Annotated in this window: 20 protein-coding genes; 3 read left to right on the forward strand and 17 right to left on the reverse strand. The window is 69.4% G+C overall.

Going from position 1 to position 21,027, the window contains the following annotated elements; translation table 11 throughout:
• Positions 1-32: 32 nt before the first annotated feature.
• Together nusB and efp are read right to left on the reverse strand one after the other, a co-directional pair.
• Positions 33-449 (reverse strand): transcription antitermination factor NusB, encoded by a 417-nt coding sequence (gene nusB / locus ACUYTF_RS12500; RefSeq protein WP_434143902.1) that lies wholly within the window; start codon positions 447-449, stop codon positions 33-35.
• A 6-nt stretch (positions 450-455) separates the two neighbouring features.
• Positions 456-1,019 (reverse strand): elongation factor P, encoded by a 564-nt coding sequence (gene efp / locus ACUYTF_RS12505; protein WP_434143900.1) that lies wholly within the window; start codon positions 1,017-1,019, stop codon positions 456-458.
• A gap of 149 nt (positions 1,020-1,168) precedes the next feature.
• Here efp and ACUYTF_RS12510 point away from each other — a divergent pair, with 149 nt between their 5' ends.
• The gene (locus ACUYTF_RS12510; protein ID WP_434143898.1) at positions 1,169-1,744 is read left to right on the forward strand and encodes a thioesterase family protein; all 576 of its coding nucleotides are present in this window, start codon (positions 1,169-1,171) and stop codon (positions 1,742-1,744) included.
• Positions 1,745-1,768: 24 nt separating this feature from the next.
• On the opposite strand, the gene ACUYTF_RS12515 is transcribed toward ACUYTF_RS12510, so the two are convergent.
• Positions 1,769-2,572 (reverse strand): hypothetical protein, encoded by an 804-nt coding sequence (locus ACUYTF_RS12515; protein ID WP_434143896.1) that lies wholly within the window; start codon positions 2,570-2,572, stop codon positions 1,769-1,771.
• Between the two features lie 70 nt (positions 2,573-2,642).
• Positions 2,643-4,529, reverse strand: a complete 1,887-nt coding sequence (locus ACUYTF_RS12520) for a VWA domain-containing protein (RefSeq protein WP_449279875.1) — start codon at positions 4,527-4,529, stop codon at positions 2,643-2,645.
• Positions 4,530-4,594: 65 nt separating this feature from the next.
• Between ACUYTF_RS12520 and ACUYTF_RS12525 the strand changes: the two genes are divergently transcribed.
• On the forward strand, positions 4,595-6,028 hold the full coding sequence (locus ACUYTF_RS12525) for an AAA family ATPase (protein WP_434143892.1): 1,434 nt from the start codon (positions 4,595-4,597) through the stop codon (positions 6,026-6,028).
• 16 nt (positions 6,029-6,044) lie between these two features.
• Here the strand turns inward: ACUYTF_RS12525 and ACUYTF_RS12530 are convergent, their stop codons facing one another.
• The 6 genes from ACUYTF_RS12530 to ACUYTF_RS12555 are packed head-to-tail and all read right to left on the reverse strand — an operon-like array spanning position 6,045 to position 11,786.
• Positions 6,045-7,070: an acetamidase/formamidase family protein gene (locus tag ACUYTF_RS12530; RefSeq protein ID WP_434143891.1), complete on the reverse strand. Its 1,026-nt coding sequence runs from the start codon at positions 7,068-7,070 to the stop codon at positions 6,045-6,047.
• A 5-nt stretch (positions 7,071-7,075) separates the two neighbouring features.
• Positions 7,076-8,164: an ABC transporter permease subunit gene (locus tag ACUYTF_RS12535; protein ID WP_434143889.1), complete on the reverse strand. Its 1,089-nt coding sequence runs from the start codon at positions 8,162-8,164 to the stop codon at positions 7,076-7,078.
• Positions 8,164-9,057: an ABC transporter permease subunit gene (locus tag ACUYTF_RS12540; protein ID WP_434143887.1), complete on the reverse strand. Its 894-nt coding sequence runs from the start codon at positions 9,055-9,057 to the stop codon at positions 8,164-8,166. The genes ACUYTF_RS12535 and ACUYTF_RS12540 overlap by 1 nt, the downstream gene beginning before the upstream one ends.
• On the reverse strand, positions 9,050-9,793 hold the full coding sequence (locus ACUYTF_RS12545; protein ID WP_434143885.1) for an ATP-binding cassette domain-containing protein: 744 nt from the start codon (positions 9,791-9,793) through the stop codon (positions 9,050-9,052). The genes ACUYTF_RS12540 and ACUYTF_RS12545 overlap by 8 nt, the downstream gene beginning before the upstream one ends.
• A complete protein-coding gene (locus ACUYTF_RS12550) occupies positions 9,790-10,560 on the reverse strand; it encodes an ATP-binding cassette domain-containing protein (RefSeq protein ID WP_434143883.1) in 771 nt (256 codons plus the stop codon). Before ACUYTF_RS12550 ends, ACUYTF_RS12545 begins: the two co-directional genes overlap by 4 nt.
• An 11-nt stretch (positions 10,561-10,571) precedes the next feature.
• Positions 10,572-11,786, reverse strand: coding sequence for an ABC transporter substrate-binding protein (locus ACUYTF_RS12555; RefSeq protein ID WP_434143881.1), 1,215 nt, complete (start codon positions 11,784-11,786; stop codon positions 10,572-10,574).
• A 257-nt stretch (positions 11,787-12,043) separates the two neighbouring features.
• Between ACUYTF_RS12555 and ACUYTF_RS12560 the strand changes: the two genes are divergently transcribed.
• Entirely contained in the window at positions 12,044-12,754 is a 711-nt protein-coding gene (locus ACUYTF_RS12560; protein WP_434143879.1) for a TetR family transcriptional regulator, read from the forward strand.
• Here ACUYTF_RS12560 and aroB read toward each other — a convergent pair.
• The 7 genes from aroB to alaS are packed head-to-tail and all read right to left on the reverse strand — an operon-like array spanning position 12,736 to position 20,981.
• A complete protein-coding gene (gene aroB, locus ACUYTF_RS12565) occupies positions 12,736-13,812 on the reverse strand; it encodes a 3-dehydroquinate synthase (protein ID WP_434143877.1) in 1,077 nt (358 codons plus the stop codon). The genes ACUYTF_RS12560 and aroB overlap by 19 nt on opposite strands.
• Positions 13,809-14,540 carry a shikimate kinase gene (locus ACUYTF_RS12570; protein WP_434143875.1) on the reverse strand — a complete coding sequence of 244 codons (732 nt, stop codon included), beginning with the start codon at positions 14,538-14,540 and terminating at the stop codon, positions 13,809-13,811. The genes aroB and ACUYTF_RS12570 overlap by 4 nt, the downstream gene beginning before the upstream one ends.
• Positions 14,537-15,733, reverse strand: a complete 1,197-nt coding sequence (aroC, locus tag ACUYTF_RS12575; protein ID WP_434143873.1) for a chorismate synthase — start codon at positions 15,731-15,733, stop codon at positions 14,537-14,539. The genes ACUYTF_RS12570 and aroC overlap by 4 nt, the downstream gene beginning before the upstream one ends.
• A gap of 5 nt (positions 15,734-15,738) precedes the next feature.
• Positions 15,739-16,716, reverse strand: a complete 978-nt coding sequence (locus ACUYTF_RS12580; RefSeq protein ID WP_434143871.1) for a shikimate dehydrogenase family protein — start codon at positions 16,714-16,716, stop codon at positions 15,739-15,741.
• The gene (gene mltG, locus ACUYTF_RS12585; protein ID WP_434143869.1) at positions 16,683-17,792 is read right to left on the reverse strand and encodes an endolytic transglycosylase MltG; all 1,110 of its coding nucleotides are present in this window, start codon (positions 17,790-17,792) and stop codon (positions 16,683-16,685) included. Before mltG ends, ACUYTF_RS12580 begins: the two co-directional genes overlap by 34 nt.
• Before the next feature lie 19 nt (positions 17,793-17,811).
• Positions 17,812-18,315 carry a Holliday junction resolvase RuvX gene (gene ruvX, locus ACUYTF_RS12590; RefSeq protein ID WP_434143867.1) on the reverse strand — a complete coding sequence of 168 codons (504 nt, stop codon included), beginning with the start codon at positions 18,313-18,315 and terminating at the stop codon, positions 17,812-17,814.
• Complete coding sequence (gene alaS / locus ACUYTF_RS12595; RefSeq protein ID WP_434143865.1) at positions 18,315-20,981, reverse strand: alanine--tRNA ligase; 2,667 nt, start codon at positions 20,979-20,981, stop codon at positions 18,315-18,317. The genes ruvX and alaS overlap by 1 nt, the downstream gene beginning before the upstream one ends.
• Positions 20,982-21,027 lie beyond the last annotated feature (46 nt).

A 21,027-nucleotide genomic window follows, 5' to 3' on the forward strand; every position in this document is an offset into this window, starting at 1 on the left:
GGGGGCCTTCTCGGCGCACGACGCCGACGCGGCTACGCGCGGGCGTGGTCCGCGATCTTGCCGAGCACGCCGTTGACGAAACGGCTCGAGTCGTCGGTCGAGAACTCCTTCGCGAGTTCCACCGCCTCATCGATCGCAACGGGCGTCGGCACCTCGTCGTTGTAGAGGATCTCCCAGGAGGCGAGGCGCAACAGGGCGCGGTCGACGTTCGGCATGCGCTCGAGCGTCCACCCCACGGCGTAGCTCATGATGAGCTCGTCGATCTCGTCGCGGTGATCGGTGACGCCGTCGACGATCTCGCGGGCGTAGAGCCACGAGGCCATACGGTCGGGCTCGCCCGCGGCGCGCTTCGCCTCGGCGTTGACGATCGTCGAGATCGACTCGTCGCGCACATCGGCCTGGAACAGCATGTCGAGGGCCCGCTTACGGGCCTTGGTGCGTGCAGACAACGGCGATCAGTCGTTCACGCGGCCGAGGTAATCGCCCGTGCGAGTATCGACCTTGACCTTGGTACCCGCCTCGAGGAAGAGCGGAACCTGGATCTCGGCGCCGGTCTCAACGGTCGCCGGCTTGGTGCCGCCCGTCGAACGGTCGCCCTGCAGACCGGGCTCGGTGTAGGTGACCTCGAGCACGACCGATGCCGGCATCTCCAGGTACAGGGGCTCGCCCTCATGCAGACCGATCTGCACGTCCTGGTTCTCGAGCATGAACTTCGCGGCATCGCCGACGACGGTGCCCGAAACGGTGAGCTGGTCGTAGTCGCTCTTATCCATGAAGACGAAGTCAGCGCCGTCCTGGTAGAGGTACTGGAAGTCGCGGCGGTCGACGTTGGCGGTCTCGATCTTCGCGCCCGCATTGTAGGTCTTGTCGATGATCTTGCCCGAAACGACATTCTTCTGCTTGGTGCGCACGAATGCGCCGCCCTTGCCCGGCTTCACGTGCTGGAACTCGACTACGCTCCAGAGCTGACCGTGATCCTTGATGACGGTGCCGTTCTTGATGTCGTTCGAGGTTGCCATACGGGTATTCTCCGGTTCTTCTGGGTTCGGGCGCGAGATATCGGGTGCCGAGTGCGCCGATACAGTCTATACCCCGCCTCCCGTGCATCCTTTGCACGAGGCCGACAAAGCGATCGCCGTGCCGTTGCCCGCTCCCCTAGGCTCACGGTATGCATATGATCTTCCGCACGTTCTGGCACATGCTCTTCGTGGGTCCCCGCGGTTCGAAGATCGGCTTCACCGACGTCACCCGTTCGCGGTTCCGCGTCTGGCCCACCGATCTCGATGTGCTGAACCACATGAACAACGGCAAGTATCTGTCGATCATGGACGTCGCACGGTTCGATCTCATCCAGCGCAACGGCGTCATGGGGCTGTTCAAGCAGGAGGGCTGGTACCCGGTCGTGGTCGGGCAGACCATCTCGTACCGCAAATCGTTGAATCCGTGGAAGCGATTCTGGATCGAATCGAAGATCCTCGGGTTCGACGAGCAGGCCGTCTACATGGAGCAGCGCTTCGTGCGGCCGAACGCGCAGCGCCGCCCCGAGATCTACGCCCGCGCATTCGTGCGCGCGCGCATCCTCCGCCGCGCCGGTGGGGTGGTGCCCGTCGACGAGATCATCGCGAAGAGCGGCGCGAACCCGGACGAGCTCGTCGTGCCCGAAGCGGTGCTGCGGTGGGGGCTCGCGACGAAGCTCCCGTCGCTGCGCGACGAGGCGGTCAGCAGCTGGGGTGCGAACGCCTGATCCCCGTGCGGCAGCCGAGGCTCCTCAGCCGACCGGCGGCCGGGCGCCGAGGTGCGGGCCCTGGCTGCCGACCTCCCGGCAGGTAATGCGTATGGTGCGTTCGCTCGCATCGTAGACGTGGCGCGCGGCGAGCCGACCCTCGGCGAGGCGACCCGCGAGCCAGGTGAAGCTCGACGCGTCCACGAGCGATTCGTCGTCGAGCAGCCGCATGAGCTGCAGCGTCAGCATCTCGGGCAGCGTCGGGTGCGGCCCGTGGGCGAATCCGAGGCCGAGTACCGCGGGCTTCGGCCCGCCGGGGATCGCCCGGAGCGTCCACACCGCGCCCGCGTCGCCGCGCACCGTCGGTGCGCCGGTCGGCGCGGCGTCGAGCAGTTCGAACTCACGCACGGCCTCGCGGGCGAACACGAGAATGGTCTCTTCGTCGGGCACCCGGGCGAAAGCGGCGATCCAGGCGTCCGGCCCGAGCCCGTGCGGCGCGATCACCGGCACGAGCGAAGCGTCCGCGGCGAGCCGTCGTTCGAACTCCGCGATATCGACTCCCGCGTCGAGAAAGGTTTCGGGCTCCGGCAGCGGGATGCCCAGTAGTTCAGCCGCACCGCGGGCGGCCGTGAACGAGCGCTGCAGGCGGGCGGCGACCGCGGGGTCGACGACCTCGTCGAGCCCGGCGCCAGCGCGCACCTCTGCGGCACGTGCATCGAGCCACGAGTCCAGATCGGCGCTCTGCGAAGGCTCGCCGTGCTCCGCGAGCGCAGCGTCGAGGTCGGCGGCGAGCTCGGGGAAGAGCGCGCGCGCCAGCAGCGTACGCTCCGGCATCGATCCCTGCATCATGCCCGCCCCGTTTCCCGTCGTGCCCGTCCGTTCGAGAGCGGCCGCACTTGCGCTCCCTGTTCGATGCTTCTCACGGTAGCTCATCCTCGACGATCGCCTCGAGCGCCCGCGCGAGCTCGCGCGGGTCGAGGATGGTGCGCCCGGTCGGCGCGTAGCGCACCGCGATCTCGTCGCCGCCGACTCCGATGCCGTGCACGCTCACGCCCGCCGCGCGCAGCCGCTGCACTTCTCGTTCTGCAGCGGCGAGGTCGTTCGACCCGCCATCGCTCACGAGGATGGCGATGCGCCGTCGTTCGAGGCCGTCGCGCGAAGCGGGGCCCGAGCCGGCCTGCGCGCCGATGCCGAACTGGTCGGCGGCGAGGCGCAGCGCGGCGCCGTCGTTCGTCGATCCGCGCGGTGAGCGCACGGCGGCCTGCAGGTCGCGTCGCGTCGCGTCGTCGATGCCGTGCGACAGCGGCTTCACCAGATGCGCGTCGCCGTCGAACACGACGAGGCCGGTACGGATGTCGAGATCGAGGTCGACGCCGCCGGCGCGCTCCGCGTGCGCGATGTCGCGGTCCACGCCCGCGAGCGACTCGACGAGCACGAGCATGGCATCGGCCGCGGCCTCGGCGGCGCGGCCCTGCATCGACGCCGAACGGTCGACGAGCAGCAGATAGTCGGTGCTGCCCGCGCGGCGCGTGCGTCGGGAGCGGAGCACCCGCGCCCGGAACGCCCGCGGCTGCGGCACGCCGGCGTGCGCCTCGGCCACTGCGGCGGCGAGAGCGTCGTCGGCGAGGTCCTCCCCCGCCGTGCGCGCATCGCGGCTCGGGGCCCGGCGCTGCGCGATGCGTTCGGCGATGACTCTGGCCCAGAGCGCGCGCATGCGGTCGATCGCCGGCGCGAGCTCGGTCGCGCGCTCGCGGTAGTCGATCGGCGATACCGGGGCGGCCCCTGCCGTGCCGCGGCCGCCGGGGCGATCGTTCGCCGCCTCGCCGGTCGCCTCGGTCGCGCGGTCGAGCATCGCCTCGAGCATGGCGCCATCGGCCGGAAGCGGTGTCGCGAGCACGGTGCCGACGAAGCCGGCCTGCTCCGCCGCGAAGAGGTCGGCCCCCTCGGCGATCTCGCCCCCGTCTCCCGGGCGCGCGCGCTCGTCGGCCCCGGCATCGGGTGCGCCGCCGTCCGTCTCGTCCGCCGGCGGCGTCTCATCGGGCGCATCCCGATCGTCTCCCGCCGCGCTGCTGCCGGTGTCCCCTGCACCCGCTTCATCCCGACCGTCGTCCTCGGCGTCGTCGCCCCCGTCGGGCGCGCCGCCTGCGACCGGGCCCTGCGCCTCTCGCGCGTCGATGGCCAGCAGCCGCGCATACGCGGGCTGCAGGAGCGCATAGGCGCGCTCGAACCTGAGCAACGGGGGTCGACTCCCGTCGGGCGCGAAGACGTGGCGCAGCAGCGCCTCGCTCCCCGATCTGCGGTGCATGCGCCGCCATTCGGCGAGCACCGCGCGGTCGACGGGCAGCTCGGTCGCCGGCTGCTCGGCGGCGAGCAGCAGCACCACCCATTGCAGGTGGCGCGGCAGCACCGAAGGGTCTCGGGGCAGGCCGCGCTCGAGCGCGGCGCCGAGACGCGACCGGAACCCGGGGAACGCCGCGAGCAGCTCGCCGACGGCCTGCATGCGCGCGATCGCCCGGGTCAGCGGAGCCTCGTGCGGGGCCCGGCGTTCGAACGAGTCGCGCCGGCGTGCGCGGTCGGCGGCCACAAGCCGCTCGCGCGGCCCCTCCCATAACTGCAGCGCGGCGAGCGCCATGGCCTCGGCCGAGCCGTGTCCGCGGGCCCCGTACCAGAGCAGGCCGACTTCGAGGCCGCGTCTCGTGAGGCGCCATTCGGCGCCATCGGTGACGATGACCGGCAGACCGAGCAGACCGCCGACGGCGCGCAGCCCGGCGCGTACGTCGATGTCGCCGGCTTCCATCGTCTGCATGCCCTCAGCCTAGACGCAGCACGGTGCCGGCCCGGCGCTTCGAGGGCGGGTGGTAGCGTGGCCGCATGCTCACTTTCGACGCGCAACCGGCGCTCGGCGAGGCCCAGGCGATCGCGCGCGAGATGCGGATCGTGCGCGCGGCCCGCGACCGCGGCCCGGGCACGGAGACGGCGGCCCACGAGCACGATCTCGCGGTGCTGCAGGAGCGCCTCGACGCGCTGCTCGAGGACCCCGCGACGGGGCCCGCGATCCGGGAGGCGCTCGACGCGCGCGCGTCGATCCTGCGCACCGCGGTGCACGCCCGACGCGCCGAGGTGCGCCGGGCCGAGCAGCGGGAACGTGCGGAGCGCGTGGTCGCCGCCGCTGCCGGTGCGGGCAGGGATCTGACCCGCAGCGAACGCGACCGCGTCGGCCAGCTGCGCGACGGGCAGCGCGAGCACGGGGCCGCGACGCGCGACTGGCGCGCAGGCATCACGACCGCGGCCGAGCGAGACGGAGTGCTCGAGGCCCTCGGCGCGCTCCGTCTGCGGGAGGCCCGGGAGCAGCTGCGGCACGGGTTGCTGCTCACCGGCCAGATGCGTCAGATCATCGCGGAGGCGCTACCGGCGGTGCTGCGCGGCGAACCCGTGCTGCTCGTCGGAGAGACCGGCGGAGCGAAGACCGCGCTCGCCGAGCACCTCTCACGGCACGGCGCCGGCCTCGAACCCGAGCTCGTGTCGGGCTACGGCGACATCACAAGCGCGCAGATGCTCGGCGCTCACGAACTGCGGGCCGAGCACGGTGCGACGACGAGCGTCTTCGTACCCGGACCGTTGCTCCGGGCGCTCACCGAGGGTCGGCCGGTCATCCTCGACGAGATCAACGCCATGCCCGCCGAGTTCTTGAAACGTCTCAACCGCATTCTGCAGCTGCGCCCCGGCGATGACTTCGGCGTGCAGGAGGACGTCGGTCGGCGCGTTCGCGTGGCCGAGGGGTTCGCCATCATCGCCACGGCGAACGAGCAGACACCGCATCGCTATCGCGGTCTCGACCGGCTCAGCGCCGAGCTCGTCAATCGCTTCGGCGCGAACGGCTACCGCGTGCACTACCCCGATGCGGGAGTACGGTTCGAAGACTTCCCGGCCGAGAACGGGCTGCTCGCGGCCGCGGCGGTCGCCGACGCGCACGGCCGCCTCCCGTCGACGGTGTCGGTCGACGAGATCGTGCGCGTCGCTCGTGCCGCGTTCATCAGCCAGCAGGTGTTCTCCGGAGCGCACGGAGCCGGATTCGGCGACTACGTGGGTACCGAGCAGGAGATCGACGGGCGCCCCGGCCTCGAGGAGTCGGTGCTCGCTCCGCGCACGCTGGTGGCCGTGCTGCAGAAAGTAGCGGGCAGCGCCGGCGCGGTGACCCTCGACCGCGCGCTCGGCCGCTTCGTCGAGAGCGTGATGCATCGCGAGGATCGCCGGGTGCTCGGCCTGATTCTGGAGGGCCAGGGGTTCTCGCTCGCCTCGAGATGAGCGAGAACCCCTGGCATCAGGCCGCTGCCCAGGCCGCCGCCTGTTCGCGCAGCGATGCGTGGGCGCCACCGAAGGCGCCGAGCGCCGCTGCGCCGAGCAGCCGCTTCGGCACCTTGCAGACCATCGTGTACACGGTGTCGACCACATTCGCGACCGGGCTGAGGTTCGTCTGCGAGACCAGCTGGTAGGCGTCCATGCGGCTGAGATCGAGCAGCTCGGCGACCCACTCCACCATCTCGAGGTTCGCGGCCCGGAAGGCGTCCTCGAGCGGCTTGGTCGACCCCGTCGTCATGAGGTATTCATCCGTTTCGATGCGCGGCCAGACGGGCGCACGACCTTTGATGAGCTCGACGATGAACACCGAGTTCATGGAGCATTCGACGGCGACGCCGCAGGTCTCCCCCTCGCCCTGCCGAGCGTGGCCGTCGCCCAGGGAGAAGAGCGCACCGGGTACGTTGACGCCGATGTAGCAGGTGGCCCCCGCCCGCATCTCGGGCGTATCCATGTTGCCGCCCCAGTTGCCGGGGGCGAGCGCGGAGCGCACTTCGCCGAGCGCCGGAGCCACCCCGACGGTGCCGTGCATCGGATCGAGCGGCAGCGCCAGACTCAGGTCGCTGTCCTGCGCCTGGTACTGCACCGTGCGCGCTTCTGCATCGATGGCGTAGAACCAGGTGTTCTCCTCGAGCGGCGCGTTCAGCAGCGCCGTATCGTGCGTCCCGGTGAGCGCCCCGAAGTATTCGACGGTCGTGCTCACTCCCCAGTCGAAGCGCGGGGAGATGTCGATGAAGTGCACGGCGAGCGTGTCGCCGGGCTCTGCTCCCTCGACGTAGAACGGACCGGTCTGCGGGTTCAGGTACCGCGGGTCGAGCAGCTTCGAGGGCGCCGAACCGGCCTCGGTGATCGCTCCCGCGAAGCAGTCGAGCGTCGACGTCTGCACAACCGTACCGGGCACGATCTGCGCTTTCGCCTCGGCACCGCCGAAGGTGTAGACGAGGCTCGACGGGTCGACATCGGGCGAGACGTCGAATCTGAGGGTTTCCATGTCTGCTAGTCCTTTCTCGATGCTGGTGCCGACTTCGCGGCGATCTTCGCCGCGGCCCGAGCATCATGCTTCTTGCCGAGCGAGGCGCCGAGTTCGATCGTCTCGATGAGCCCACCCGGTTTGTAGGCGAGCATCAGCACGAGCACGATCGCGAGGAGGATCTCGGTCATGCCGACCGTCTCGAACGGCAGCAGGCCGTTGATGCTGAACGTGTTCTCGGTCATGCGCAGCCCCTCGCTCACGATCGTGATGATGAGCACTCCGAGCGCCGTGCCCGTGATCGTCTGCGGCCCGCCGACGATCAGCATGGTCAGTACGGTGAAGGTCATCGTGAGGTAGAAGGCTCCGGGCTGGAACGAGGTGATGAAGTGGGCCCAGAGCGCGCCCGACATCCCGCAGATGAAGGCCGAGATCGTGAAGGCGACCCACCTCGATGCGACCACATCGACCCCGATCGCATCGGCGGCGTGCACGTTGTCGCGCGAAGCGCGCAGCTTCATGCCGAGTGACGACTCCTTGAAGAGGAACGCCAGCACGAGGATGATCATCGCCCAGGTGAACGCGGTCCACATGTCGGTGTACTTGAGCACGCCGAAGAGTGTGCGCGGCCCGTTGGTCATCTCGCCCCACTGCGACAGCACGACGTGCACGATGACCAGCATCGCGAACGTCGCGATCGCCGCGGCCGTATCCGAGAGGCGCATGATCGGCAGCCCGATCACGGCTGCGAACACGGCCGCGACGGCCGCGCCGATGAGCATGGCCGGGAGGAAGCCCATCTCGATTCCGGTGAAGGGCGCGTAGAGGCTCGGGAGGGCCATGCTCTTCTGATCCACAGGGATCGACAGGATCGCCGAGGCGTAGGCGCCGATCCCCATGAACCCGACGTGCGCGAACGAGAGCACCCCCGAGTTGCCCATGAAGAACTGCAGCCCGAGCACCAGGATCAGGTTGATGAACATGACGGTCGAGATGCGGTCGACGAGCGGGATGTTCAGCACGCTGGAGACGAGCGCGACGCAGGTGAACACGGCGACCGTGAGGAGCAGCGGATAGACCTTGCGGCGCGAGATGCGGAAGGATGCCTGTTTCATCAGCCGACTCTTTCTGTCGCGAAACGACCCGTGACGATGCCCTGGGGTCTGAAGACGAGCACGAGGATCACGATGCCGAAGATCACCGCGTCACGGAACGCGAGCAGCTCCTGCGGCAGCAGCAGTTGCAGCGCGATCGTGAGGGTGCCGAGGAAGAAACCGCCGACGACGGCCCCCGACAGACTGCCCATACCGCCCACGACGATCGCGATCAGAGCGACGAGCAGCGGTGCGGCGCCGATGGTCGGGGTGACGGATCCGATGCGTCCGATCCAGAGCACGCCCGCGATTCCCGCGAGCGCACCGCTGATGATGAAGGCCGAGACGATGACCTTGTCCGCCCTGATGCCGAGCAGCTGCAGCATGCGGAAATCGTCCGATGCCGCGCGCAGCGTGATGCCGAGTCGCGTCTTCTTCATGATGAGCATGAGCGCGAGCAGGGTGAGGATGCTCACGCCGATCACGATGAGGTTCGAGACGGAGATCTGCGCGCCGCCCCACGAGACGTTCTTGTGGAACGCCGCCGGCACCTGCACCGCACGTGCGCGGGGCGACACGAACACGAGCGCGGAGTTCTGCAGGAGCGAGCTCACCGCGAACGAGGTGATCAGCATCGCGTTCAGCGAGTTCGAGCGAACGGGTCTGAAGGCGATGCGCTCCGTGAGCACGCTCGCGATGACCGCCATCGCCACCGCGAGCACGATCAGCACGACGAGCGGCAGCCAGGTGCTCTGCAGCACGAACCAGGTGTAGCCGGCGACCATGATGAGCTCGCCGTAGGCGAAGTTCACGAGTTTCAGGATGCCGAAGATGATGATCATGCCGAGCGCGATCAGCGCGTAGAGGCTGCCGAGGCTCAGCGAGTTCAGAACGAACTGGAGGATGTCACCCATGCTCGCTCTCCGTTCCGGTCTGGTGCAGGCCCCCGAGATAGGCGGCCGTGAGGTCGATGGATGCGCGCAGCTCCTGCGGGGTGCCGCTCGCGGTGAGTTTTCCGGTGGTGAGCAGGTACGCGCGGTCGGCGATCTCGAGGGCGCGTGTCACGTTCTGCTCGACGAGCAGGATCGTGACGCCTTCGCGGTGCAGCTGCTCGATGATCTCGAACATGCTGTCGACGAGCGTCGGTGACAGGCCGAGCGACGGCTCGTCGAGCATGAGCAGCCGCGGCCGGGTGAGCACGGCGCGAGCGATGGCGAGCTGCTGCTGCTCGCCGCCCGAGAGCGTGCCCGCGCCCTGATCGGCGCGCTTTTCGAGAATCGGGAAGCGTTGGAAGATCTCGGCGAGCTTCGTCTCGAGCAGGGCAGCGTCCTTCATGAAGTACGACCCCAGTTTGAGGTTCTCCGACACCGTCAGGCTCGGGAAGATGCCGCGGTCCTCTGGCACCAGGGCGATGCCGCGCCGTGCGATCTCAGCGCTCCGTCTGCCGGTAACGGTCTCTCCGTCGAAGGCGACCGTGCCGCTCTGCGGCCGGTGCACGCCTGCGATGGCCGAGAGCGTGGTGGTCTTGCCCGCGCCGTTCGACCCGACGAGCGCGACGAGCTCGCCCTCGTTCACTTCGAGGCTCAGATCGTCGACCGCGGTGATGGCACCGTACTTCACCCGCAGGTGCGCGACTTCGAGCAGGCTCATTCGTCCTCCACAGTTCGTTCGATGTCCTCGGAAGCGAGCCCGGCGGTCGCCTGGCTGCCGAGGTATGCGGCGACGACGGTCGGGTCCGAGCGGATCTCGTCGGGCGTGCCCTCCGCGATCGTCCGGCCCTGGTTCAGCACGTGCAGGCGATGGCAGAGGCGCATGATCAGGTTCATGTCGTGGTCGATGATGAGCAGCCCGCAGCCGTACACCTCGGGGATCGTGGTCAGCTGACCGAGCAGCCGGTCGCTCTCCTCCTCGTTCAGGCCGGCGGCCGGCTCGTCGAGCAGCAGGTACTGGCATTTCGTCGCGAGCGCCCGCAGGATCTCGACGATCCGCTTCTGGCCGTACGAGAGCGCATCGCATTGCGTGTCGCGCAGCGCTGCCACGTCGAACGCCGAGATGAGCTCTTCGGCGATGCGGGTCGCCTCGCCTCGCCGCGATCCGCCTCCGAGTGCGCCGAGCTGCACGTTCTCGAAGACCGTCATCGTTCCGAAGAGGCGCACCGTTTGAAAAGTGCGCACGAGGCCCTCGCGGGCGATCCGCTTCGGTTTGCGCCCCGTGACGTCCTTCCCGTTGATACGCACCGCGCCGTCGCTCGGCTTCAGGGCGCCCGAGAGCACGTTCACGAGGGTCGTCTTGCCCGAGCCGTTGGGGCCGATGAGGCCGACGATCTCGTCTCGTCCGAGTGAGAGGCTCACCGTGTCGAGCGCCCGAAGGCCGGCGAAGTCCATGACGACGCCCTCGGCGGTGAGCCTCTCGCTCATTGCGGTGCTGATCACGGCTCGGGGACCCACTCGGGCATGACCCACTTCAGGAACGACACCTCGCCGCCGGCGACCGTCATGAGCGCGGCCTCCTTCTGCGGAGCATGACCGGTGTCGGCCGAGGACCAGCTGAGATTGCCGGTGAGGAGAGGGAATTCCATTTCGGTCATCTGCTTCGCGAGGGCCGCGCCCTCGGTGGTGCCTGCCGCTTCGATCGCTTCGGCGAGCACGGTCATCGTGTCGTAGCCGTTGGCGACCAGAGCGGTGTCGGGGGCCTCGCCGTGCTTCGCCTTGTACAAGTCGAGGAATGCGGGGACGAGTTCGCTCGCCTGCTCCGAGAGGAACGCATGGCTCGCGTAGGTGACGCCGTTGCCGTACTCGGCGCCGAGCACTTCGAAGAGCTCGGGGTCGTCGTACGAGTCGCCGCCGAGGATCGGCGTGTCGATGCCCGCTGCCCGGATGTCGCGGATGATCAGGCCGAGGTCGGGCATGTACGACGATACGAAGATGACCTCGGCATCGGCCCCTTCGGATTTGAGTCGCTGCAACTGAGCCGAGAAATCCTGGTCGCCCTGGGTGTAGGTGTCGTGGCCGAGGATCTCTCCGCCCTGGTGCTCGAACGATTCGATGAAGTAGTCGCTGAGCGACGTCGTGTAGTCGATGAACTGGTCCGTGACGACGTAGGCCTTCGTGTACCCCTGCTCGCCGTACGCCCACTCGGCTGCGGCGGCGCCCATCGTGGTGTTCCACATCGAGAGCGTGAACTGCTTGTCGCCGAGGGTCTTCGAACCGTAGAGCGGCGATGATGCGCCGGGCGAGATGCCCACGATGCCCGCGGACTGCGCGGCGCGGCTCGCGGGCCCGCCGAAGTCGAAGTCGGCCGGCGTGATCACGACCTCGGCGCCCTGCGAGACGAGCTGCTCGCCGTTGTTGCCGACGACCACCGGGTCGCTCTTGCCGTCGAGGTTGATGAGCTTGACCTGCTTGCCGAGCAGGCCGCCGTTCTCGTTGATCTCGTCGACCTTGAGCTGCACGCCGCGCAGGATCGGCTCGTCGAGCGGCGACTGGATGCCGGTGAGGCACAGTGCGGCGCCGACGATGATCTCATCGCCCGAGTCGGCCTGCGCGTCACCACCGGCCGGACTCGCGTTCGGATCCGCGCCGCAGGCTGACAGGCCCAGCGTCAGAGCAGCAAGAGCGGCTACGCCGAGTAGCTTCTTCTTCATGGTTCTCCTCGTTGAGATGATGCCCACCGGCGGCCCGACCTGCGAGTCTCGCCCGTGCCACGGAAACACCGTGGCCTGCAGCTTGGCATGCAACCACATAGATGTCAACACTGTTGACATCTATGTGGTGAACCTGTTTCATTGTGCCAGTGCCCGGTCGATCCCTGCCGGTCCGCACCCAGCCCGCTCAAAGCAGGCGGATAAACGGACGGGTAGCATTGCGGCAACGGCCGATATCGGGAACGGAGTGGAATTCAGTGCAGGACCCAGAGCAGGTCGCGGGTGAAGCCCGGAGCGGCGCTCCGCACCGCCTCGACCGCGAGAGCATCCTCGAAACCTCGCGCACCATCTTCCACAGAGACGGGCTCGGCGCGCTCACGCTGCGCAAGCTCGGCGCAGAACTCGGCGTCGACGCGACCGCGATGTACCGGCACTTCAAGAACAAGGCCGCCCTGCTGACGGCGCTCATCGACGAGCTCTTCGTCGAGATCCCCGAGCCCGACCCGTCGCTCACCTGGCGCGACAATCTCAAGAATCTCATGATCGCCTGGTGGCGCATCTACCGCGTCAACGAGGGGCTCTCCCAGGCGATGGCGGGGCAGCCCGACGACGAACCCCGCCTCTTCCACCTCACCGAATGGACGGTGCGCGAGCTCATCCGCGCCGGGGTGCCCGCGGACGAGCTCGGCTACTTCCACCAGACGATCTACAATCATGCGGTCGGCAACGGCCTCGTCGCAGCGTTCTCGCCCTGGCTCACGGATCCGGAGCAGCGCGATGCGCAGCGCCGCACCTACGCGGCGCTCGACCCGGCGAAGTTCCCGAGCGCCGCCGCCGCCGCACCCGCGATGTATCCCGAGACCGAGGCCGCCTTCGTCTTCAGCGTCGATCTGCTGCTCGACGCCATCGAGCACCGCGTCGCAGAGCGCGCTTGCACGCTAGAGTCCGGTCAGTTCGAGATCTCCTGATACGCGAACTGCAGCACGGAGTCGTCGACACCGGCCAACACTCGGGGCTTTCCGATCGCGTCGAGCACGATGAAGCGCAGCATGCCGGCGCGGGCCTTCTTGTCGCGCTGCATCGTCGCGAGCAGACCCGGCCAGCGACCCGCCGGGTACGCGAGCGGCAGGGTGAGCGCGGTGAGCACACGGCGGTGGCGATCCACATCGGCGTCCGAGAGCGAGCCCGCCATGCGGCCGAGCTCGGCGGCGTACATCATCCCGATCGAGATGGCGACGCCATGCCGCCACTGGTAGCGCTCGGCGTGCTCGATCGCGTGGCCGAGCGTGTGGCCGTAGTTGAGGATCTCGCGCAGCCCGCCTTCGCGGAAATCTTCCGATACGACGCGCGCCTTCACGCCGATCGCGAGCTCGATCGCCCGCTGGAATTCGGGCGATGCGGGATCGGTGACCCGGGCGACATCGGCCTCGATGAGGTCGAGGATCTCGGGCTCCGCGATGAACCCGCATTTGGCGACCTCGGCGAACCCCGCGAGGATCTCGTTCTTCGGCAGCGTCGCGAGCAGGTCGAGGTCGCAGAGCACCGCGGCCGGAGCGTAGAAGCACCCGACGAGGTTCTTGCCCTCGGCGGTGTTGATGCCGGTCTTGCCGCCCACGGCGGCGTCGACCATGCCGAGCACCGTCGTCGGGATCTGCACGAGGCGCACGCCGCGCAGCCAGGTCGCCGCGACGAAGCCGGCGAGGTCGGTGACGGCTCCGCCGCCGAGGCCGATCACGGCGTCCGTGCGCGTGAAGTCCGCCTGGCCCATGATCTGCCAGCAGAATGCGGCCACCTCGACCCGCTTCGCCGACTCGGCGTCGGGCACCTCCGCGAGCAGCACCTGCGCGTAGTGAGCCGCGAGCGATTCCCGCAGCTCCTCCGCCAGTTTGCCGACCGTCGAGGTGTGCACGATGAGCACCTTCGACGCACGATTGCCGACGGCTTCGGGGACTCGGCCGAGCAGGCCGCGCCCGACCGTCACCGTGTAGTCGGTATCGCCCGTGACCTCGATCGCGGTTTCGCTCATTGCTGCTCCTTCTTCTTGACGTCTGCGCCCGGCTCCGACCCGGGCATCTGCGGGCGCCCCCGGTAGCTGCGCGCCCACTGGGCGACCTTGCGCGCGAGCTGCTCCTTGGTCGCGCGATCGGTGCGGTAGGTCACATCGGCGACCTCTTCGTAGAACGGCCGTCGTGCACGCATGATACGGTTCCACGCCTCGGGGTCGTTGCGCAGCAGCGGCCGCCTCGACAGGTTCGCCGTGCGCAGCACCGACTCCTGCGTCGTCATGAGCAGCACGACCGGATGCCCCTGCAGCAGCGCGCGTGTGCTCTCCGTGATCACCGCGCCGCCGCCGAGAGCGACGATGCGGGTGCCGGGCACTGCGAGCTCCGCGGCGACGACCTCGGCCTCGATGCGACGGAACTCGTCTTCGCCGTGGCGCTCGAAGAACTCGGTGATCGGACCGTACTGCCGCACGATCACGGCATCGGTGTCGACGAACGGCACCCCGAGCTCGCGGGCGACCCGCTTGCCGAGGCTCGTCTTCCCGGCCGCCATCGGCCCGACGAACACGATCGCGCGGCTCGGAAGGCCACCGCCGCGGCGGCCGCGCCGACGACGCCTGCGACGGGGCTTCGCCCCCTGGCCGCTCCGGCCGCCCGGAGCGCCGGTCTCCCCCGCCGTCGGCGGAGGCGAGGGCTTCGGCCGGTGCCCGGGGCCCGGCTCGGCCCCCGAAGCCTCCCGGTCGCCGCTCACGAGTCGATGACGGTCGCGAGGTTCTCGGGGATCTCCGCGAGGTACGATTCGAGGTTGCGCCGGGTCTCGGAGACGCTGTCGCCGCCGAACTTCTCGACGACCGCGTCGGCGAGAATGAGCGCGACCATCGCCTCTGCGACGACGCCCGAGGCGGGCACCGCCGTCACATCGCTGCGCTGGTGGTGCGCCTTCGACTCCTCGCCGGTCGCGACGTCGATCGTGGGCAGCGCGCGGGGCACCGTCGCGATCGGCTTCATCCCCGCGCGCACGCGGAGCACCTGGCCGGTGGTCATGCCGCCCTCGATGCCGCCGGCCCGCGCCGTCTCGCGAGCGATGCGGCCGTCATCGAGGTGCAGCTCGTCGTGGGCCGCGGAGCCGCGACGGCGGGTCGTCTCGAAGCCGTCGCCGACCTCGACCGCCTTGATCGCCTGGATGCCCATGAGCGCGCCGGCGAGACGCGAGTCGAGACGACGGTCCCAGTGCACGTACGAACCGAGCCCGGGCGGCAGGCCGTAGGCGAGCACCTCGACGATGCCGCCGAGCGTGTCGCCCGACTTCTTCGTGTCGTCGACCTCGGCGACCATGCGCGCGCTCGTCTCGGCGTCGAAGCAGCGCAACGGGTCGGCATCGAGCGCGGCCACGTCTTCCGGTCGCGGAAGGGCGGCGCCCTCGGGCACCCGCACATCGCCCATCGACAGCGTGTGGCTCACGAGCCGGATACCGAGTTCGGCGAGGAACGAACGGGCGATCGCTCCGAGCGCGACTCGCGCAGCGGTCTCACGGGCGCTCGCGCGCTCGAGCACCGGCCGGGCCTCGTCGAAGCCGTACTTCTGCATGCCGACCAGATCCGCGTGGCCGGGGCGGGGCCGCGTGAGCGGAGCGCCGCGACCGCGCGACTTCTCGGACAGCTCGGTCTTCTCGGCCGACATCACCTCGGTCCACTTCGGCCACTCGGTGTTGCCGACGCGGATCGCGACGGGGCCGCCGATCGAGACGCCCTGAACGATGCCGCCCGAGAAGTGCAGCTCGTCCTGTTCGAACTTCATGCGCGAGCCGCGGCCGTAGCCGAGCTTGCGCCGCTGCAGATCCTCGCGGACCATGTCGAGCGAAACGGGCACGCCGGCGGGCAGGCCCTCGAGAACGGCAATGAGTTCGGGGCCGTGTGATTCCCCGGCGGTAAGCCAACGCAGCATGCCCACTATCCTCCCACACTCGCCGCACGCATGGCGGCGCGTACGGCGGCCTCGTCGTCCAGCTCGATCGACGGGTCGCCCCCGGCGAAGACGCGCACCTGCACGAGGGCCTGCTCCACGAGCATCTCGGTGCCCGCGCGGGCGACGCCGCCGACCGAGCGCCAGCGCGCCGCGAGCGGTGACGGCCAGGGATCGTAGGCGACGTCGAAGAGCGGAATCGCGGTCCACGCCTCGGGCAGTTCGAGGTCGGCGGTGGCCGGCCCCGGGAGCGTCGAGACGATGAGCGTGGGCCGGGCGATACGAGCATCGACCTCGGACGCCGCCGCGATGGCGGCATCGTCGAGCAGGGCATCGACGTGCGGCAGCACCGTTCCCGAGACATGGAGCGGGCGATCGGCCCCCGGCTCGCCGCTCTCGCCGAAGCGGGCGACGAGATCGCCGATCGCCCGTGCGTTGCGGGCCACGACCTCGACGTGCTGCGCACCGAGCCGGCGCGCGGCGAGGATGGCGGATACCGCCGTCGCCCCCGAGCCGAGCACGACCGTGCTCGTCGCGTCGAGACCGGCGTCCGTGATCGCGGCGGCCAGCCCCGCGACGTCCGTGTTGAAGCCCGCCCAGCGGGGCGCACCGCTCGCGTCGCTCGCGATGCGCAGCAGGGTGTTCACCACGCCGCTCTCCTCGGCGACCGGGTCGAGCACCGTCGAGAGACGATGGGCCTCCTCCTTCAGCGGCATCGTGACGGAGAAGCCCCGCCAGTCGGGCTCCCTCGCCGCGAGAAAGGCCTCGAGATCGGGCGCCTCGAGGCGGAACCGCTCGTACTCCCAATCGAGCGCGAGCGCCGCGTAGGCCGCGCTGTGGATCGCGGGCGACTTCGAATGGGCGATCGGCGAGCCGAGCACGGCGAGCCGCTCGGCGAGCACCTCGCGCTCCGAGATCGGCGTCTCCTGCATCAGCAGCCCCTGCCCGGGTTCGCGGCGCACCATTCGCCCAGCTGCGCGACGGCGGCATCGTGCTCTTCGATAGTGGTCGAGAACGCCGATTCGCCGGTGTCGAGGTTGATCGCCGCGAAGTAGAGCCAGTCGCCCGGCTCGGGGTTCAGCGTCGCCTCGATCGCCGCGCGGCCGGGGCTCGCGATCGGCGAGGCCGGCAACCCCTCATGCGCATACGTGTTCCAGGGATTGTCATCGGCGAGCGCCTCGTCCGACGACCAGACCGAGCCGTCGTGCTGCTGGCCGTACCCGAACTGGGCCGTCGAATCCATCTCGAGCTTCATACCCTGGTCGAGGCGGTTCGAGATCACGCGCGAGACCTTGCCGAAGTCCTCGGCCCGGCCCGCCTCCTTCTCGACGATCGAAGCCCAGGTGAGCACGCGCTCCCGATCCTCGGGGGCGACGCCGAGCTCGTCGAGCACGGCGATCTGATGGCCCACCACCAAGCCCAGCACGTCGGCGGCGGTGCTGCCCGCTTCGAACTCGTAGGTCGCCGGGTAGAGCCAGCCCTCGAGCGAGGTCACCCCTTCGGGCAGGCCGAACTGCGCGGGGTCCGAGGCTGCGGCCTCGAGCTCCTCGAGCGGCACCTGCGCGCCCGCCGAGAGCAGCGGAAGGGTCTGCGAGACCGTGAGCCCCTCGCGCACGACCGCCTTATACTCGGTGCGGTTCGCGGGGTCCTGCAGCATGTCGAGCGCGGCCTGCGAACTCATCTCGAGGCGCAGCGCGTACATTCCCGGCATGAACTCGACCGCGGGATCCTGCGCGAGCAGCAGGCGGGTGAAGGCCTCCGACGTCTTGACGACCCCCGCCTCCTCGAGCGAGACCGCGACGTCCTCGCCGATCTCGCCGGGAACGATGGCGATGCTCGTCTCCCCGTGGCCCGTGCCCTCGAAGTCGTCGGTCTTCCAGCCGAGCTCAAGCGCGATGCGGTCGCCGATCTGCGGGAAGAGCGAGAACACGGCGGCGCCGAGCCCGCCGAACAGCACGATGGCGACCACGAGAGTGATCGCCACCCGCTTCGCACGCGTGCGGCGCCTGGCCCGCTTCTCCTCCGGATTCAGATAGTTCATGCTGATCGTCTCCCCTGGGTCATCCGGCGTCAGCGCCGGTTCCTTCCGCTGTCGTCGCCTGCGGCACCGCGATACCGGGCGCGTCTCCCCGCGAGCGCTCGATATCGAGCGCGTGCTGCAGAATCACGACGGCGGCCGCCTGGTCGATGATCGACCGGCTCTGCTTCGTCTTCTTGCCGACCTGATGCAGTTGGCTCTGCGCCGACACCGTCGAGAGCCGCTCGTCGACGAGGCGCACCGCGACGCCCGCGGCGGCGAGACGCATGGCGAGCCGATCGGCGAAGCCCTCGGCGTCGGCGGTCGACGGCGTACGCTCGCCGCGCATGTTGAGCGGCAGGCCGACGATCGCTTCCATCGCCTCCAGTTCGGCCGCGATCGCCGCGATCCGCTCGAGATCGGCGGTGCCGCGCGCTTCCCGCGGCACGGTCTCGACGGGAGTCGCGATCATGCCGTGCGGGTCGCTGCGGGCCACGCCGATGCGGGCCTTGCCCACGTCGATGCCGAGACGAACACCGACGCGCACTAGACCGCCAGGCTCTGACGGATCTCGGCGAGGGCATCGCCGATCTTCGCGACATCGGCGCCGCCGCCCTGCGCCAGATCGGGCTTGCCGCCGCCGCCGCCGCCGAGCACCTTCGCGCCGAGCTTCGCGAGGTCGCCCGCGCGCACGCCATGGGTGCGCGCGGCTTCATTGGTCGCGGCGATCACGAGCGGCTTCTCGCCCGCTTCGGACGCCACGGTGCCCGCGAGCACGACCACGCCGGCCTCCGAGCCGAGCCGCTCGCGCAGCTGCAGAGCGAGGCCGCGCAGATCGTCGGCGGAAGCCACCGAACCGACCGATTCGAGCACGGCGCGCACGGAGCCGACCGACTCGGCGCCGGCAAGGAGCTCGGGCACGCGCTGAGAGAGCTTCTCGGCTTCGAGCGAGGCGATCCTCTTCTCCGCGGCGCGCAGCTGCGCACCGAGATCCTGCACCCTGCCGATGAGATCGGCACGGGGCACCTTGAGGCCACTGGTGAGCTGCTGCACGATCGCGCGCTCGGCTGCGAACTCGCGGAACGCCTCCATGCCCACGAGCGACTCCACGCGGCGGTTCGTCGACCCGACCGAGCTCTCCGAGATCAGGCTGATCATGCCGATCTCGGACGAGCTCGACACGTGGGTGCCGGCGCACAGCTCGCGCGACCACGGGCCGCCGATGTCCACCATGCGCACCCGGTCGCCGTACTTCTCGCCGAAGAGCGCCATCGCGCCGAGCGCCTTGGCCTCGGCGATGGGCATCTCGCGGGTGACGACCTCGTAGTCCGATCGGATCGCGAGATTCGAGATCTCCTCGATCTCGCTCTTCGTCGCGGCCGAGAGCGCCTCGCCGTGCGTGAAGTCGAGGCGCAGGTAGCCCGCCTTGTTGTACGAACCCGCCTGATGCGCGTTCGCACCGAGCACCTGACGCAGCGCCGCATGCACGACGTGCGTGCCCGAGTGCGCCTGCGCGGCACCGCGGCGGTAGTCGGCGTCGACACGGGTCTCGGCGCGCGCATCGATCGCTACGGTGCCCACGACCACGCGCACGGTGTGCACGATGAGCCCGGGCACGGGCTTCTGCACGTCGAGCACCTCGGCTTCGAAGCCATCGCCGACGATGAGGCCCTGGTCGGCGTCCTGGCCGCCCGACTCGGCCCAGAGGGCGGTCTCGGCGAGCACGACCTCGGCGATCTCGCCCTCGTGCGCCTCGGCCACCGGCGCACCGTCGACGAGCAGACCGAGAATCCGGCTCTCGTGCTGCAGCTCGTCGTAGCCGACGAAGGCGGTCTCGCCGAGGCCGCGCAGCTCCGTGTAGACCGACAGGTCGGCGCGCTGGCCCTTCTTCGCCTTTGCGTCGGCCTTCGCGCGATCGCGCTGCTCCTGCATCAGGGTCGTGAAGACGTCGCGGTCGACGGTGACGCCGGCCTCTTCGGCGAGCTCGAGCGAGAGCTCGATCGGGAAACCCATGGTGTCGTGCAGCAGGAAGGCGGTGTCGCCCGGAACCGCCGCGTTCGCGCTCTTCGCCGTGCCGATCGCCTCGTCGAGGATCTCGATGCCCGACGCGAGGGTGCGCAGGAAGGTCTTCTCCTCGTTGTACGCGGCGCGCGAGATGAAATCGAAGTCGCGTTCGACCGCGGGGTACGCAGATTTCATGGCGTCGCGCGACACCGGGAAGAGCTGGTCGAAGCACGGGCCGTCGACGCCGAGCAGACGCATCGAGAGCGTGACCCGCCGCAGCAGGCGGCGCAGAATGTACCCGCGGCCCTCGTTCGACGGCGTCACGCCGTCGGCGATGAGCATGAGCGCGCTGCGCACGTGATCGGCGATGACGCGCAGACGGACATCGTCGTCGTGGTTCGCGCCGTAGGTCTTGCCCGCGAGCGTTGCCGCGCGGTCGAGCACGGGGCGCACCTGGTCGATCTCGTACATGTTGTCGACGCCCTGCTTGATGAAGGCGACGCGCTCGAGCCCCATGCCGGTGTCGATGTTCTGCTTCGGCAGCGGGCCGACGATCGTGAAGTCGGTCTTCGAGGTCACGTCCGCGATCTGGTACTGCATGAACACGAGGTTCCAGATCTCGACGTAGCGGTCGTCATCGGTGGCGGGGCCGCCGTCGATGCCGTACTCGGGGCCGCGGTCGAAGAAGATCTCGCTGCAGGGGCCGGCCGGGCCGGGCTGACCGGTCGACCAGTAGTTCGTGTCCATGCCGAGGCGCTGGATGCGCTCATCGGGCAGTGTAGAGTGCTGCTTCCACAGCGCGATCGCCTCGTCGTCGTCCTCGTAGACCGTGACCCAGAGATCCTTCGCGTCGAAGCCGAGGCCGCCGTCGGCCTCGCTCGTCGTCAAGAGCTCCCAGGCGAACTTGATGGCGCCTTCCTTGAAGTAGTCGCCGAACGAGAAGTTGCCGCACATCTGGAAGAAGGTGCCGTGGCGGGGGGTCTTGCCGACCTCCTCGATGTCGTTCGTGCGGATGCACTTCTGCACGCTCGTGGCGCGCGGGTACGGGGCGGGCACGATGCCCGAGAGGTACGGCACGAACGGCACCATGCCGGCCACCGTGAACATGAGGCTGGGGTCGTCGCTCACGAGCGACGCCGAGGGCACGACGGTGTGGCCGCGCTTCTCGAAGAAGTCGAGCCAGCGGCGATGGATTTCAGCGGTCTGCATCGTGGTCCTTACATGATCCGTCTGCGGTGGATGCGCCGGGGCGCGA

This window comes from Leucobacter sp. GX0328 (assembly GCF_053567315.1).